At 70.3% G+C, this 15,569-nt stretch carries 15 protein-coding genes; 12 read left to right on the forward strand and 3 right to left on the reverse strand.

The window, feature by feature from the left end:
- Window positions 1-154 precede the first annotated feature (154 nt).
- The 7 genes from ACIBK4_RS10130 (at window position 155) to ACIBK4_RS10160 (ending at window position 7,540) form a co-directional block, all read left to right on the forward strand.
- Window positions 155-580 (forward strand): MarR family winged helix-turn-helix transcriptional regulator, encoded by a 426-nt coding sequence (locus ACIBK4_RS10130; protein WP_398994396.1) that lies wholly within the window; start codon window positions 155-157, stop codon window positions 578-580.
- Between the two features lie 257 nt (window positions 581-837).
- The gene (gene glnII, locus ACIBK4_RS10135) at window positions 838-1,866 is read left to right on the forward strand and encodes a glutamine synthetase (protein WP_398993924.1); all 1,029 of its coding nucleotides are present in this window, start codon (window positions 838-840) and stop codon (window positions 1,864-1,866) included.
- 85 nt (window positions 1,867-1,951) lie between these two features.
- Complete coding sequence (locus ACIBK4_RS10140) at window positions 1,952-2,872, forward strand: DUF6891 domain-containing protein (protein ID WP_398993926.1); 921 nt, start codon at window positions 1,952-1,954, stop codon at window positions 2,870-2,872.
- A gap of 295 nt (window positions 2,873-3,167) precedes the next feature.
- The gene (locus ACIBK4_RS10145) at window positions 3,168-3,743 is read left to right on the forward strand and encodes a winged helix-turn-helix domain-containing protein (RefSeq protein ID WP_398993928.1); all 576 of its coding nucleotides are present in this window, start codon (window positions 3,168-3,170) and stop codon (window positions 3,741-3,743) included.
- Window positions 3,744-3,908: 165 nt separating this feature from the next.
- Entirely contained in the window at window positions 3,909-5,171 is a 1,263-nt protein-coding gene (locus ACIBK4_RS10150) for a sensor histidine kinase (RefSeq protein ID WP_398993930.1), read from the forward strand.
- Window positions 5,156-5,809 (forward strand): LuxR C-terminal-related transcriptional regulator, encoded by a 654-nt coding sequence (locus ACIBK4_RS10155; protein WP_398993932.1) that lies wholly within the window; start codon window positions 5,156-5,158, stop codon window positions 5,807-5,809. Before ACIBK4_RS10150 ends, ACIBK4_RS10155 begins: the two co-directional genes overlap by 16 nt.
- A 183-nt stretch (window positions 5,810-5,992) precedes the next feature.
- The gene (locus ACIBK4_RS10160) at window positions 5,993-7,540 is read left to right on the forward strand and encodes a DUF1996 domain-containing protein (protein ID WP_398993934.1); all 1,548 of its coding nucleotides are present in this window, start codon (window positions 5,993-5,995) and stop codon (window positions 7,538-7,540) included.
- A gap of 74 nt (window positions 7,541-7,614) precedes the next feature.
- On the opposite strand, the gene ACIBK4_RS10165 is transcribed toward ACIBK4_RS10160, so the two are convergent.
- Window positions 7,615-8,016, reverse strand: coding sequence for a hypothetical protein (locus ACIBK4_RS10165; RefSeq protein ID WP_398993936.1), 402 nt, complete (start codon window positions 8,014-8,016; stop codon window positions 7,615-7,617).
- Window positions 8,017-8,158: 142 nt separating this feature from the next.
- Between ACIBK4_RS10165 and ACIBK4_RS10170 the strand changes: the two genes are divergently transcribed.
- The 5 genes from ACIBK4_RS10170 (at window position 8,159) to ACIBK4_RS10190 (ending at window position 13,520) form a co-directional block, all read left to right on the forward strand.
- On the forward strand, window positions 8,159-8,680 hold the full coding sequence (locus ACIBK4_RS10170; RefSeq protein WP_398993938.1) for a tetratricopeptide repeat protein: 522 nt from the start codon (window positions 8,159-8,161) through the stop codon (window positions 8,678-8,680).
- 73 nt (window positions 8,681-8,753) lie between these two features.
- Complete coding sequence (locus ACIBK4_RS10175; protein ID WP_398993940.1) at window positions 8,754-10,679, forward strand: hypothetical protein; 1,926 nt, start codon at window positions 8,754-8,756, stop codon at window positions 10,677-10,679.
- A 179-nt stretch (window positions 10,680-10,858) separates the two neighbouring features.
- The gene (locus tag ACIBK4_RS10180; protein ID WP_398993942.1) at window positions 10,859-11,725 is read left to right on the forward strand and encodes a metal-dependent hydrolase; all 867 of its coding nucleotides are present in this window, start codon (window positions 10,859-10,861) and stop codon (window positions 11,723-11,725) included.
- A 5-nt stretch (window positions 11,726-11,730) separates the two neighbouring features.
- Window positions 11,731-12,774 carry a PDR/VanB family oxidoreductase gene (locus ACIBK4_RS10185; protein ID WP_398993944.1) on the forward strand — a complete coding sequence of 348 codons (1,044 nt, stop codon included), beginning with the start codon at window positions 11,731-11,733 and terminating at the stop codon, window positions 12,772-12,774.
- A 56-nt stretch (window positions 12,775-12,830) separates the two neighbouring features.
- Window positions 12,831-13,520: a TetR/AcrR family transcriptional regulator gene (locus ACIBK4_RS10190; RefSeq protein WP_366434990.1), complete on the forward strand. Its 690-nt coding sequence runs from the start codon at window positions 12,831-12,833 to the stop codon at window positions 13,518-13,520.
- A 19-nt stretch (window positions 13,521-13,539) separates the two neighbouring features.
- Here ACIBK4_RS10190 and ACIBK4_RS10195 read toward each other — a convergent pair whose 3' ends face one another.
- Window positions 13,540-13,896: a 5-carboxymethyl-2-hydroxymuconate Delta-isomerase gene (locus ACIBK4_RS10195; RefSeq protein ID WP_398993946.1), complete on the reverse strand. Its 357-nt coding sequence runs from the start codon at window positions 13,894-13,896 to the stop codon at window positions 13,540-13,542.
- 53 nt (window positions 13,897-13,949) lie between these two features.
- Window positions 13,950-15,569 carry a SpoIIE family protein phosphatase gene (locus tag ACIBK4_RS10200; RefSeq protein ID WP_398993948.1) on the reverse strand — a complete coding sequence of 540 codons (1,620 nt, stop codon included), beginning with the start codon at window positions 15,567-15,569 and terminating at the stop codon, window positions 13,950-13,952.

Raw genomic sequence — 15,569 nt, forward strand, 5'->3', positions numbered from 1 at the left:
GTCGTAGGCGGACGCGAAGCGGTCGGGGTCGTACGTACTCCGTGTTCCCACGGTCAGCCACCTCCGTTATTATCTCGCTGAGCGAGATACTCGGTGAGCGAGATGATAGCCGGAGGCGAGCGTGCGGAACCAGAAGGCGGACCCCGGACCGGAGATGGAGATCGTGCATCTCCTGCGAGCCGTCGCGGTCGAACTCGGCCTGCACAGCGCCAGGTTCGCGAACCAGAACGGCATGCACCCCACGGACGTACGCGCCCTGATCGCCCTCATGGACGCGGCCCGGGCCGGCGAGGAGATGACGACCGGGCGGCTCGGCGGCACGCTCGGGCTCAACTCGGCGGGCACCACCGCCCTGGTCGACCGGCTGGAGCGGGCCGGGCAGGTGCGGCGGGTGCGGAGCGAGGGGGACCGGCGCAAGGTCGTGGTCGAAGTGGACCAGCGGGCGGTCGCGCTAGGGCAGGCTTTCTTCGGTCCGCTCATCGGGAGTGCCGTAGAACTGCTCCAGGGCTACGACGACCGGGAGCTGGCGGCGATCCGGAGCTTCCTGGGCGGGGTCCGCGCGGCCGCCGCCGAGGGCTAACCCCATCGCATACGAGCCGTACGGCGGCCCCCGTCTGCGAGTGCGAACAGCGGGTTCACAGCGGTCCCCGGGTGCGCCGTGCGCGGCGCACGTGAATCGGGACACAGCGGCACCAGGTAACACGGGGTTCACACTTGAGCAATGATCGGGAAATCGCATGTTGACAGGCTGCCCGGCATGAATCGCGGCGCTCCAGTGCCGCTGCGCCGCAGCACCCGCAAGTGCGACGAATGACCCACCCCCGAAGGATGTGGCCCGTGACCTTCAAGGCTGAGTACATCTGGATCGACGGCACCCAGCCGACGGCCAAGCTCCGTTCCAAGACGAAGATTCTGGCCGACGACGCCAAGGGTGCGGAGCTCCCGATCTGGGGCTTCGACGGGTCGTCCACGAACCAGGCCGAGGGGCACTCCTCGGACCGCGTGCTCAAGCCGGTCGCCAGCTTCCCGGACCCGATCCGCGGCGGCGACGACATCCTCGTCATGTGCGAGGTCCTCGAGATCGACATGACGCCGCACGAGTCCAACACGCGTGCCGCGCTCGTCGAGGTCGTCGAGAAGTACGGCTCGCAGGAGCCCATCTTCGGCATCGAGCAGGAGTACACCTTCTTCGACGGCGCCCGTCCGCTCGGCTTCCCCGAGGGCGGCTTCCCCGCGCCCCAGGGCGGCTACTACTGCGGTGTCGGCGCCGACGAGATCTTCGGCCGCGAGATCGTCGAGGCCCACCTGGAGAACTGCCTGAAGGCCGGTCTCGCGATCTCCGGCATCAACGCCGAGGTCATGCCCGGCCAGTGGGAGTTCCAGGTCGGCCCGGTCTCCCCGCTGGAGGTCTCCGACCACCTGTGGATCGCCCGCTGGCTGCTCTACCGCACCGCCGAGGACTTCGGCATCTCCGCGACCCTCGACCCCAAGCCGGTCAAGGGCGACTGGAACGGCGCGGGCGCGCACACCAACTTCTCCACGAAGGCGATGCGCGAGGGCTACGACGCGATCATCACCGCGTGCGAGTCCCTCGGCGAGGGCTCCAAGCCCCTCGACCACGTCAAGCACTACGGCGCCGGCATCGACGACCGCCTGACGGGCCTGCACGAGACCGCCCCGTGGAACGAGTACTCCTACGGCGTCTCCAACCGCGGCGCCTCGGTCCGTATCCCGTGGCAGGTCGAGAAGGACGGCAAGGGCTACATCGAGGACCGCCGTCCGAACGCGAACGTCGACCCGTACCTGGTGACCCGGCTGATCGTCGACACCTGCTGCGCCGCCCTGGAGAAGGCCGGCCAGGTCTGATCCACCCCTGCTTGTACGAGGAGGCGTCCACCGTCGCGGTGGGCGCCTCCTCGCGTTGTCAGTGGCGCGTGCCATGGTGGGGGACATGGAGATCGACGGGGGTCTCGACATCAAGGTCGAGACGGAGAACTGGCAGACGCACACGCGCATTTCGGCGCCACGGCTGCGGGAACTGGTGGCGCGGATCGGCGGCGCGGGCGACCGTTTCCTGATCGCGCAGCGGATACCGGACCTCCCCGACGTGTTCGCGCAGGTGTGGCACGAGGAGGGCGGGGACTACCGGCTGGAACACCGGCTGAGCGAGGCCGAGTTCTACGGCACGAACCTGGACGGCGCGGACCGGGCGGCCGAGCTGCTGACCGGCTGGGCACGGCAGACGGCCGGGTGGGACGCGGGTGTCGCGTGGGAGCCGGTCGACCTGGGGCCTCGGGAGGAGGTGCCCGAACTGCCGGACGAGGTGCGCGAGAAGGTCGAGGAGCGGGTCCGGGTCCGGCTGCGCTGCGGCTACGACGACCGGAAGGTGCTGACCGAGATCGCCGAGGAGTGGCCGGCCGACGGCGACGAGCGGCCGGTGTCGCGGGCGCAGGCGGCGCGGCTGGTGGACCGGCTGTGGCTGGAGCGCGTGGCCGAGCAGGCGGACTGGGCGGGCGTCACCGAGCCGGAGCTGCTCAGCCGCGCCTTCGCGGCGCTGGACGCGAGCGGCATCACCGCCCGGGAGAACTTCGCCTGCTGCCGGGGCTGCGGCCTCGCGGAGATAGCCGCCGAACGCGAGGGCGCCCGCGGGTTCGTCTTCTTCCACCAGCAGGTCACCGAGCACGCCGCCGAGGGGTACGGCCTCGCGCTGCACTACGGCGGGTTCGACGGCTCGGCCGAGACCACCGCGGCCGTCGGGCACGAGGTGCTGGCCGCGCTGCGCTCCGCCGGGCTGTCCGCCGCCTGGAACGGCGATCCGGACAAGGCGATCGACGTCGTGCCGCTGACCTGGCGCAAACGGCTGGTGGGCTGAGGGGCCGGACGTCAATTTCCCGCCAAGGGGGCGTCCAAGCTGTGAGAGGAGGGTCCTGTTGCGGGCGTGTGTCTGCTTCAATGGGCGCATGGGCAACTACCAGAAGTGCGGAGCGACGGGTCGCCATGACCTCGAGCCCTTCTGGCCTTCCCGTCAGCACCATGACTTCGACCGGGTGTGTTGTCGCGCGATGAACGCGCCGGCCCTCTAAAGCCGTACCACCCTCGGCCTCCGGCCTGCGCGACTCGACGTACGTCCCCTCGACGAACCTCTCGCGCGAAAGAGCTGACTTCTCATGGCGATCATCCGTTCCCTCCCCGCTCTCCCCTCCGCCCCGCTCGACACCCCCGCTCCGAACGCTCCACGGCATCATCTGCGTGCCGTGGACCGGGACGAGGTGATCGACGTGGCGGAGTTCCTGCCGCCGGGTGCCACCTGGCTGCCCGCGCCGCCACACACGCTGCCCACGCTGCCGGGGCAGCCGCCGATGGTCGGGTACCTCGTGCTCATCCCGGCCGACAGCCCGCACCTCGCCCGGACCGCCGACCCGGTCCCGCCGCCCCTCCCCGCCGAGGCCGAACCGCTCGTCCGCATCGACACCGTGCAGCGGACCGCGCAGCTGAACGGGGCGGAACTCGACCTGACGTACCTGGAGTTCGAGCTCCTCGCCCATCTCGTCGCGCACCCCAACCGGGTGCACACCCGCGACCAGTTGGTCACCACGGTGTGGGGCTACGGGCATGTGGGCGACGGTCGTACCGTCGACGTCCACATCGCGCGGCTGCGGCGCAAGCTGGGGGTCGAGCATCGGAAGGCGATCCAGACGGTGCGACGGGTGGGGTACAAGTACACGCCGCCGACCGTGCGTTGATCAGTGCGGGCGCGTGGGGGCTGGTCGCGCCCACGCGGCGGAGCCGCAAATCGACACAGCCCCGCGCCCCTAAAAACCCGCAGCTGGCCGGTGTTGCTGGCGACACCCCCATCACGGTGGCCCAGGGCCCGTGACCTGGGCTCGGTGCTCGGTGAGACTGGGTGCATGGAAACGAATCGTGAGCGGGCCCGTGTTGTCCTGGTTGCCGGGGTGCGTGGGCTTGGGCTCGCGGTTGTCTCGCTTGGGGGGTCGCTCGCCCTTTTTGTCCTCAGTGTCGTGTCTCTTGTGCTTGTGCCGTTCGGGGTTGGGCTGGTCACCACGCCCTGGGTGCTGGCCGGGGTGCGGGCGCAGGCGGATCGGCGGCGGTTGCTAGGCGCGGAGTGGTGTGGGGTGCGGATTCCGCCTGCCTATCGGGCGGTCCCGCCGGGTGCGCGGCCCTGGACCCGGACCTTCCGCCTGCTCGGTGATCCCGCCACCTGGCGGGATCTCCTGTGGCTGCCCGTCGACATGGTGGCCGGGTTCGTGACCGCCTTGCTGCCCGCCGTGCTGGTCTTCTATCCGTTGGAGGGCTTTGCGTTGGCGTTCGGGTTGTGGCGAGTGTTCACGGACGGGACGTATGTCGGGTGGTGGTACGGGTTCGTGCCGGTGAGTGGGCAGGGCAGTGCGCTGCTCGCGGGGCTTCTGGGGGTCGGGATTCTCGTTGCCTCCTTCTTCCTCGCCGTTCCCCTCCTCCGCGTGCACTTTCTGCTGACCCGGGCGCTGCTCGCCCCCGGGCAAGGTCAACTCGCCGAGCGCGTACGGGTGTTGACCGAGACCCGGCGGGACGCGGTGGACGGGTCCGCCGCCGAGTTGCGGCGGATCGAGCGCGATCTGCATGACGGGGCGCAGGCCCGGCTGGTCGCCATGGGGATGGATCTCGGCACCATCGAGGCGCTGTTGGAGAAGAACCCCGCCAAGGCACGGGAGTTGCTCGCCCGGGCCCGGCAGTCCTCCGCCGAGGCTCTCGACGAGCTGCGGGATCTGGTGCGGGGGATTCATCCGCCGGTGCTGGCGGAGCGTGGACTCGCCGATGCCGTACGGGCGTTGGCGTTGCGGATGCCGGTGCCGACCGAGGTGTCGGCGGAGCTCGGGGATGGGCGGGCCGACGCGCCCGTCGAGTCGGCCGCGTATTTCGCCGTCAGCGAGGTGCTCACCAACGCCGTCAAGCACTCCGGTGCCGATCGGATCTGGGTCGACATGCGGTACGCGGAGGGGGCGTTGAAGGTCTCCGTCACCGACAACGGGCGGGGTGGTGCCGTGGTCGGGGCGGGGTCGGGACTCTCCGGGGTCGAGCGGCGACTGGGTACATTCGACGGCGTCCTGGCCGTCAGCAGTCCCGCGGGCGGTCCCACCATGGTGACCATGGAGATTCCGTGCGTGTTGTCCTAGCCGAAGACCTGTTCCTGCTGCGCGACGGGCTGGTGCGGCTGTTGGAGGCCTACGACTTCGAGATCGTCGCGGCGGTGGAGAGCGGGCCCGAACTCACCAAGGCGCTGGCCGAGTTGGCGCCCGACGTGGCCGTGGTCGACGTACGGCTGCCGCCCACGCACACCGACGAGGGGCTGCAGTGCGCGCTGCGGGCGCGGCGGGAGCGGCCGGGGCTGCCGGTGCTCGTGCTGTCGCAGTACGTGGAGCAGTTGTACGCGCGGGAGTTGCTCGCCGACGGGACCGGCGGGGTGGGTTATCTGCTGAAGGACCGGGTGTTCGACGCCGAGCAGTTCGTGGATGCCGTGCGGAGGGTGGCCGGGGGTGGGACGGTGATGGATCCGCAGGTCATCCAGCAGTTGCTGGCGCGGCGGGCCGCCGACGACCGGCCGCTGGGGCGGTTGACGCCCCGGGAGGTCGAGGTGCTCGAACTCATGGCGCAGGGGCGGTCGAACGCGGCGATCGCTGGGCAACTCGTCGTCACGGAACGGGCGATCGGGAAGCACACGTCCAATATTTTCGCCAAACTGGGGCTGGAAGTCTCGGACGATGACAATCGCCGCGTGCTGGCGGTATTGGCCTATTTGGACCGGGGACGCTGAGCACTAGCTGTGAGTCGATCACAACTGCCGGTGTTTAAAGGGCAGTTGGGAGGGGACTTACCCAAGAATCTCTCATCAGTTTCTGAGACGGCTGAACACTCCTGGGACCCCCTGCGTATCAAAGGGCGCCGCTTCACTCCTGTCGGGCGCCTCGCTGCCCCGCAAGGAAGTCAGAGGAGTTCCATGGGACGCAATGATCGTAAACGCCGTACGCCGCTGGCCACCAAGGCCATTGCCGCATCGGCTGCCCTAGCGCTCGGTGGGGGCGGGCTGCTCTGGGCACAGATGAACGCTTCGGCGCACGAGTCCAACTCGGGCCAGAACGAGACCAAGGCCGCCACTGCCGCGGCGCAGGTCGCCACGATCGCCTGCCCGGACGTCGGCCAGCAGCTGACGAACGTGCCGCAGAAGGCCCGTCAGGGTGTCGCCACCGAGCTGGCGAACCTCGACAAGCAGATCACCGAGGCCTACGCCCGGCTCGCGTCGACGCGTCAGGCCCAGGCGAATGACGCGAGCTTCGTGCAGAACGCGATCGTCGGCCCCCTCAAGGAGAAGCGGGCCGCGACGATCGACCGCATTCGCATCGACATCCAGCGAGTGGGCGGCACCGTCAACGCGACGGCGCTGGCCCAGCTCGCGGCCTGCACGACGCAGAACGCCACCAACACGACCACGGCGGGCGGCGGCAAGAACAACGGCGGGGGCAAGAACAACAACGGCGGCCAGAACAACGGCGGTCAGAACACCGCCGCACCGAGCGCGAGCGCGAGTGCCTCCGCGGCGCCGCCCGCCAACAACGGTGGTCAGGCCGGCAACGGCCCGACGGCGGCCGACTTCGTGGACATCACGAAGGTGGCGAACAACGTGCTGGCGAAGCCGCAGAAAAGCGGCCAGGCTTCGACCGGTTCGTTCACCACCAGGTGCGGTGTCAACGCGAACAAGAACCACAACACCGACAACGTCATCGTGGCGCCCGGCGTGACCAACGGCGCGCACCACGAGCACGACTACGTCGGCAACCAGAAGGTCAACGCGTTCTCCACGAACGACTCGCTGCTGGCCGCCCCCTCCAGCTGCCAGAACCAGAGTGACCTCTCGGCCTACTACTGGCCGGTCGTGCGTGTGCAGGACGGCACGAAGGAGTTCGACGCGAACGCGCAGGGCGGTGGCTTGGAAGGCAACGTCGGCAAGATCCTGACGCCGCAGTCGGCGCAGATCAAGTACGTCGGTTCGCCGGCCAGCAAGGTCGTCGCGATGCCGCAGTTCCTGCGCATCATCACCGGTGACGCCAAGACCCTCACCAACGGTCTGGCGAACGCCAACGCGCACTGGAGCTGCACCGGCTTCGAGAACAAGGTCCAGCTGACGGAGCAGTACCCGATCTGCCCGCAGGGCAGCAACGTGGTCCGCACCTTCGCGTTCCAGAGCTGCTGGGACGGCGTCAACATCGACAGCGCCAACCACCGTACGCACGTGGCCTTCGCGGACCCGGCGAGCGGTGTCTGCGGGAACGGCTTCAAGGCCATCCCGCAGCTGACGATGCGCCTGGTCTACAAGATCACGCCTCCCACCATCCAGGCGGACGGCACGGTGAAGAACGCCTACGCGGTCGACGGATTCCCGGAGCAGCTGCACAAGGCTTCGACGGACCACGACGACTTCATCAGCGTCACCAAGAACAACCTGGCGGCGACGATCGCCAACTGCATCAACTCCGGCAAGAAGTGCTAGTAGGACCCAGTAAGTAGTACGAAGCGGGCGGTGGGTTTCTCCCACCGCCCGCTTTCGTGTGTCCGTACGGAAGTTCAGCTGGTGTGCTTCGAGTGGTCGGTGCCGATCTCCTCGTCGCCGCCGAGCGTCAGCTGGAGCTTCTTGACGATCGCGTCCGTGCCCACGGCGACCCACTTGCGGCCGACGAGGTAGAAACCGCCGTAGTCCTTCGCGTCGTTGATCCACTCGCGCTGGCCGCGGTCGGTGGCGAAGGTCGCGAGGACGAACTTGCCGTAGCTCATCTTGCAGATGGCCTGCCGGAGTTCGTCGGCGTCGGTCTGGATGTCGGGTGTGCACTTCACCTTGGCGGCCAGGCTCTCCAGGCTGCCGGTGGCCTCCGTCGGCACGGTCGCGGCCTTGGTGTCGGCACCGCACCCCACCAGCGCCAGCGCCGCCGCGGCGCCGGCCACCGCGAGCATCGGTCGGGTCAACCTCATCTGTCGTTCCTCCGGTCGTCCGGTCAACAAAAGCATGCCGCGACGCGCCCCGGCGAGGGGCCGTCTCATCCGATACGGCCCCGAAGCGCCCAGCGCTCAAATCCATGGTCACCGGCCGGACGCGTGTGCGAGGGTGACGCCCATGGATCAAGACGTGGATCAGGGCTGGGAAGACCGTGCGACCGCCGCCTGGGCGACCTTCGACGACTATCCGGAGGAGCGGGCGGCCGACTTCCGCGCCGTGATCGACGCGCTCGTCGCCGAACTGCCGGACGGCAGTCCGCTACGGCCGTTCGAGCGGGCCTGCGCCTGGGACTCCACCGGACATTCCGACAAGGCCGTCCCGCTGTACCGGGAGGCACTCGCGCGCGGGCTGAGCGAGAGCAGCGGCTACAAGGGGCGCCGGGCGAAGATCCAACTCTCCAGCTCCCTGCGGAACATCGGGCAGGCGGAGGAGGGCGTCAAGCTGCTCACGCCCGAACTCGACGCCCCCTCGGACGAGTTGGACGACGCGGTCCGCGCATGCCTCGCCCTGTGTCTGTCCAGCCTCGGCCGCGACCGCGAGGGCCTGTCCCTCGTGCTGGGCGCCCTCGCGCCCCATCTCCCGCGCTACCAGCGGTCGATGGCCAACTACGCGCGGGCGCTGGTCGATCCCGAGGACTGACCCGAGGACTGCCCCGAGCGCCGAGTCCCCCGGGCGGCGGTGACCAACTCACCATTCGCTCGTTTTGCTGAACGTGCAGTCACAGGATGTCGCCAAGCGCCCCGCAGCTTCACCCACCGACCCGGTCGTCGATGTCGAACAGGCCGAGGCCGCGCTCGTCGAGCACTATCCACGGCTCGTCCGGCTCGCCTATCTGGTGCTCCCCCCGAGCCTCGGCCGCAACCGGCGCGTCCTGACCGCGCACGCTCTCACCCAGCGCGCCCTGCCCAGAGGCCGCGCGTCCGCGGCGGTGATCCCGGCCCAGTCCACCGGCCGCGACGTCGACCCCGGCTACGCCTTCGTCCGCCTCACCGTCGTGCGTACGGCCCTGGAGGCCGGCCTCCCGCTGTCGTTCCGGGCGTTGCCCAAGCGCTCCCAACTCCCGCCGCTGCTCCCCCAGGTGTGGGGCCTGCGACTCTTCCCGCGCTCGGGCGGCGCCGACGAACTCGCCCTGGACCAGCGGCTGTCGGCCCTGTCCGGACCGGCCCGCGCGGTGTACGTGCTGCGTGGCCTGGAGCAGCTGCCCGACGGCGACGTCCGCAGAGTGCTCGCGGCGGCCGGCGTAGAAGGGGAAGAGGTGGACGAGGCGCTGCGCGAGGCGGACGGGACGCCCGCGCAGTACGACCTCCTCAACTCCCCCGAGTTCGACCCCTGTTCGCTGCACGCACGGCCCACCGACCTGATGCGCCGGCGTCAGCACGGCAAGGCCGCGCTCGCCGCCGCGGCGGCCGTCGCCGTGTGCGGCGCGCTGCTCGCGCTGCCCGGCGACGGCTGGGGCCCGGACGGCGCCGCCGCACCCGCGTACGCACAGAACCCGGCATCCCAAGCCGCCCTGAACCCGGGCAGGTTGACGAGGATCGCGCCCACCGCGTGGGAGACCTCCGCACGCCAGGACTTCTCCGTCTGGCCCGCCCGCGGCGACCTCACCCAGGACACCGCCCTGCTCCGCCGCGCCCTCGCCGTCTGGGCCCGCCCCGGCGAATCCGTCCAGGTCTCGGCCACCCCCGGCACCCCCTCCGGCGGCCCCGCCGGACCGCCCCAACTCCTCTACGCCGGCACGGTCGACAACGCACGCGTGGTGATCCTCTACGACGGTCTGCGCATCGCCCGTTACGCCGAACCGAAGGACGGCACGAAGGGCGCCGCGCTGGACTTCGCGCGGGTCGACGGCGCGACCGGGGCCGAGGCGGACGCGGTGGTCCTGGACCGCGCCGACGGCAACGTCCGCTATCTGACGGCCCCTTGGGTGAAGAAGGCGGCCGAGCGCGACCTCCAGAAGCCGAACGCCGGCGCGCTGCCCATGACCCTCACCGACGGGATCACCTCGCCGCTGGCCAGTCCCGCGACGGCGACCGGCGCGTGCACGTCGTGGAACGTGCTCCAGCTGACCGACGACACCGGCACCCGCCTGATGAGCGACCTCGGCGAACTGGTCCCGGCCCACCTCACCGCCGGCCGCCCCGGCTCGGCCCACGAGGTCTCCGGCTCGGCGACCCAGCACGCCTGGGCGCCGTTCGCCTGCTCCCTCGGCGCGATGCGCTCGCTGGGCGTGCGGTCCGTGAACGCCTGGCAGTTCGCCGAGCAGCCGCTGCCCGACGCGAGCGGTGCGGCGGACTGGGTGTGTACCCGCGCCGAGACCTGGCAGGGCGGGGGCGAGCGGGTGCTGGCGCAGTTCCGTACGCCGGGCGGCACGTACGGCGCGGTCGCGGCGAAGGCGCAGGGCGTGCCGGCGTGCGGGGTTCGTGACCCGCATGTTCTTGCCGGGGTGCTGTGGAAGTCGGCGGCGGGGAACTGGTTCTTGTTGGCTGCGGGGAGTAAGGGTACGGAGGCGGTCTCGGCGACGGGTGGGGTGAATGGTTCGGCTCGGGGTGCGCTGCTTGCGGTGAAGACCAAGCAGGGGGTTCAGGCCGAGTTGAAGGGCACCTTGGACGACGGCACTACGATCGCCGGCCTGCGCTAGGGCTCTGCGGGGGCGGGTGCGTTGTTGTCCGCGGTGCGTTGTGGCTGGTCGCGCAGTTCCCCGCGCCCCTAGGGTGCTGACCTCGACCGGCGCTTGATCGCCCCCCCTCGCTGACATCTGTGTCAACAAGTCCCTGCATCAGGCTTCCCTGCGGACTTACCCGTCAGTACATTGACGCCATGTCTAACACGCCGCTCAAGGCCCGAAAGGTGTCCTTCTCCTGGGAGGGCACCCCACTGCACTGGGTGCCCGGCGACCCCTTCACCACGCACACGATCAACGTGTTGCATCTGCTGCTGCCCGCCGGTGAGCGGTGGTTCGTGCATGTGTACAAGCAGGTGCTGCCCCTCATCCGGGACGAACAACTGCGCGCGGACGTCATCGGGTTCATCGGCCAGGAGGCGATGCACTCCCAGGCGCACGACGAAGTCCTCCCGCATCTCAAGGAGTTGGGGCTCGACCCGACGCCGTACACCGCGCAGGTCGACTGGTTCTTCGAGAAGCTGCTCGGCGACCGCACGCTGCCCCCGGGCAAGGCCAGGAAGTGGTGGCTGCTGGAGCGGGTCGCGATCATCGCGGCGATCGAGCACTACACCGCGTTCCTCGGCAACTGGGTGCTGAACGCCGAGGAGTTGGACCGGCGCGGCGCCGATCCGACCATGCTGGACCTGCTGCGCTGGCACGGCGCCGAGGAGGTCGAGCACCGCTCCGTCGCCTTCGACCTCTTCACGCACGTCGACGGCAGCTACCGGCGCCGCGCCCGGACCTGGGCGACCGCGTTCGCCGCCCTGATGTTCCTCTGGCAGCGCGGGGCCCGTTTCTTCATGGCGAACGACCCGACCCTCGTCGACGCCCACGCGAGCTTCAAGGACTTCTACGCCGCCGGAAGGCGCGGCACCCTGCCCGCGACCGGGGACATGCTGAAGTCCATACCCCGCTACCTGAGCCGCACTTACCACCCCTCCCAGGAGGGCAGCACCGAGCAGGCCGTCGCCTACCTCGCATCCTCCCCCGCCGCCGTGGCCGCCGAGAAGAGGGCGGAGTAGTACCGATGCCGAAGCCCCTCACCGTCGCCGCCCTGGCCGGTGCCGCCCTGCTGACCCGCCGTGCGCTACGGCGCCGGGTGCGGGCCTCGCCGCTGTGGCCGCTGCCCGCGCTGGACCCGCCGATCTCCGGCCGGCCGCGCTCACGGGCACTGCGGCTGACGGTCGCCGCGCGGGAGACGGTGGCCGAAGGCGTCGTACAACTGCGCCTGGACGGACGGGACTTGCCGCGCTGGGAACCGGGTGCGCACATCGATCTGGTGCTGCCTTCCGGGCTGGTGCGGCAGTACTCGTTGTGCGGGGATCCGGCGGACACCTCGTCGTACACGGTCGCCGCACGGCTCGTCGAGGACGGGCGGGGCGGGTCTCGCGAGGTGCACGAACAGGTGCGGGTGGGTGCGGAGTTGGAGGTGCGGGGGCCGCGGAATCGGTTCCCGCTCGTCAACGCGCCCGCGTACCTCTTCGTCGTCGGCGGGATCGGGATCACCCCGGTGCTGCCGATGCTGCGGGCCCTGCCGGAGGGCGTCGACTGGCGGCTGGTGTACGTGGGCCGTACGCCGAACTCGATGCCGTTTCTAGGCGAGTTGGCGGAGTTCGGCGCGGGCCGGGTCACCGTGGTGAGCGGGCGGCGGCCCGAACTCGGGGCGCTGCTCGCGGAGTTGCCCGAGGGTGCCGCCGTCTACTGCTGCGGGCCCGAGGGATTGATGGCGGCCATGGAGGAGCGGTGTCCGGAGGTGCGGCTCGAACGGTTCGCGCCCCGGGCCCCGTTGGGCGGCGACACCCGCGGCGACGCCGCCTTCGAGGTCGAACTCCGGCGCAGCGGACGGACGTTGACCGTGCCCGCCGACTCCACGGTGCTGGCCGCCGTACGGTCGGAGCTGCCCGACACGCTCTACTCCTGCGAACAGGGGTTCTGCGGAACCTGCCAACAGCGGGTCCTGGAAGGGGAGGTGGAGCACCGGGACGAGCTGCTGACCGACGCGGAGCGTGATGACTCGATGCTGATCTGTGTATCCCGGGCCCGCGGTGAGCGAATCGTGTTGGACATGTGAACGACCTTGGGTGGACCGGGCCGTTGAGGTCCGGTTCCGATCGGTAAGGTGTTCGCATGAGTACCGGGGTTCGCCGCAGGATGGGAGTCGAGGAACGGCGACAGCAGTTGATCGGCGTCGCTCTCGACCTCTTCAGCCATCGCTCGCCCGACGAGGTCTCCATCGACGAGATAGCCGCGGCCGCCGGCATTTCCCGGCCGTTGGTCTACCACTACTTTCCCGGCAAACTCAGCCTGTACGAGGCCGCGTTGCAGCGCGCCTCGGACGATCTGGCCGGACGGTTCGTGGTCGCCCAGGAGGGCTCGCTGGGGGGACGGCTGCTGCGGGTGATGGGCCGGTTCTTCGACTTCGTGGACGACCACGGGCCGGGTTTCGCGGCGCTGATGCGCGGCGGTCCGGCGGTGGGTTCGTCCACCACCAACGCGCTCGTGGACGGGGTGCGGCAGGCCGCGTATCTCCAGATCCTGTCCCATATGAAGGTCGAACAGCCGCCCGCCCGGCTGGAGTTGATGGTTCGCTCCTGGATATCGCTGGTCGAGTCGACCGCCCTGATCTGGCTGGACGGCCGGCGCATCCCGCGCGCCGATCTGGAACGCCAACTCGTGCACGACTTCGGGGCGTTGGCGGCGGTGAGCGCCGCGTACGACGACGAACTGGCCGCGCTGCTGCGCGAGTCGCTCCGGAACGAGCCGGGCGACGGGCCGTTCACCGACCTCGTCGTCCGGCTGGTCGCGCTGGCGTCCTAGCAGCCGTGGAACAAGGCCTCTAGCGCTCGAACTTCCGGTAGGACGCGTCCAGTTCGCGCACCTCGGCGGAGGCGTGCAGGACGGAGCCGTCCTCGTCGATGTACTCGCGGAGGAGGTCCAGGACCTTCTCGGTCAGCTTGGCCTTGGTGTCCTCGCTGCGTCCGGCGAGCAGGCCGAGGGTGACGTGGACGACGGTGTGTCCCAGCTCGTCGAGACCCTCGTACCCGAAGGCCGTGTACTCGCTCGGGCGGAACTGGGTCTTGCACGCCTCCGGCTTCGCCGCGGCGATCTCGACCACCGCCTCGTGCAGCGCACGGGCGAAACCGTCCTGGTCGAAGGAGATCGTGTGGGAGTGGTCGACGGTGATCTGCGGCATCAGGCGCTCCTGTTTCTCAGCCAACAACGGGCTCACCCTAGCCGCCCCCGGGCTCACCCCAGCCGTAGCGCCAGCATCGCGATGTCGTCGTCCCGGTCGACACCGAAGCAGTCGAGCAGGGTGTCGCACAGGGCGTCCAGGCCGGGCAGCGCGCCGGAGGCGGCCGCGCGGAGCTGTTCCATCGACACGGAGATGTCCGTGCCCCGGGTCTCGATGAGGCCGTCGGTGATCATCAGGAGCCGGTCGCTGGGTTCGAGGAAGAGTTCGGTGGGCGGCGGATGGGACAGGCCGACGCCGAGCAGCGGGCCGGCCGCCTTGGCGTAGTCCGCGCTGCCGCTGTCCCGGATGATCAGCGGCGGGATGTGGCCCGCGTTGGAGATGAGGGTGCGTCCGGTGTCCGGGTCGACGAGGGCCAGGCAGACGGTGGCCGTGGTCTCCGGGTGGTAGTGCTGGAGCATCCGGTCCAGCCGCTCGGCCAGCACGCTGGGGTCGCTCTCGTCGACGCAGTAGGCGCGCAGGGCGTGCCGTATCTCCACCATGACGGTGGCCGCCTCCAGCGAGTGCCCGACGACGTCGCCGACGGCGAACAGCACTCCCCCGGCGACCTTCAGGACGGCGTAGAAGTCGCCGCCGATCTCGGTGTCCAGGGACGCGGGCACGTAGCGGACGACGGTGTCGACGCCGCGCACCTTGGGCAGCCGGTCCGGCTTGGGCAGGAAGCTGCCCTGGAGGGTGAGGGCGACATGCCGTTCGACCTGGTACATGAGGAGCGGCTCGGCGGCGAGCGCGGTGGCCTGGGCGAGTTGGGCCAGCAGGGCGCCGGCCTCGGGACCCACCCGGCGCAGCCCGCGCGTGGGGGCGGCGAGGCAGACCGGGGCCCGGCCCTCGTGGGTGAGGACCAGCGCGAGGCGGGCGTCGTGTTCCACGCCGGGCCGGAAGAACCCGGTGGGCCACAACGGCGCGGGGACGGTCGTGATCTGCACCCCGGACTGCCCCTGGGAGAGCCGCCGCAGCAGCCGGGCCACGGTCCGGTCGGCGTCCTCGCCCGGCAGCGCGACCGCGGTGCGGTCCCGGGGCAGGCCGCGGTACAGCTCGTCGTCCCGGTCGAGCACGAACACTGCGGCGGGCGTGCCGGTGAGCCGTGCGGTGCCGTCGGCGGCGACGTCGACGAGTTCCTGGAGGGAGCGCGCCGCCTGGATGGTGACGATCATCTCCGACAGCAGGGTCAGCCGTCGTACGAGCGCCTGGTCGTCGGCGCGCAGCCGGGCGGCGCGGACGGCGGACCGGACCGCCGCCTCGATCTCCTCTGGCTCGGCGGGCACGGTCAGAAAGGCCTCGTCGCCCGCGTCGAGCGCCTGGCAGCGGTCGCTCGGGGGCGCGGCGAGGGCCGAGACGTGCACGACGGGCAGGCCCGCCATGCGCGGCCGCTCCTTGAGCAGCCGGCACAGTTCGAACCCGCTCATGTCCGGCAGGTGCACGTCGATCAGCGCCACGTCGGGCAGGTTCCCCTTGCGCAGCCGCATGTCGAGTTCGTCGAGCGCCTCGGCGCCGCTGCCGACCGCGAACACCCGGTGCCCGGCACGGGTCAGCACACTTTCGACCGCGAACCGGCTCGCCGGCTCGTCGTCCACGACCAGCACGGTCGCGTGCGTCAGTTTGCCGTTGACGTCCAT

Source organism: Streptomyces sp. NPDC050528 (assembly GCF_044457795.1).
GTDB lineage: Bacteria > Actinomycetota > Actinomycetes > Streptomycetales > Streptomycetaceae > Streptomyces.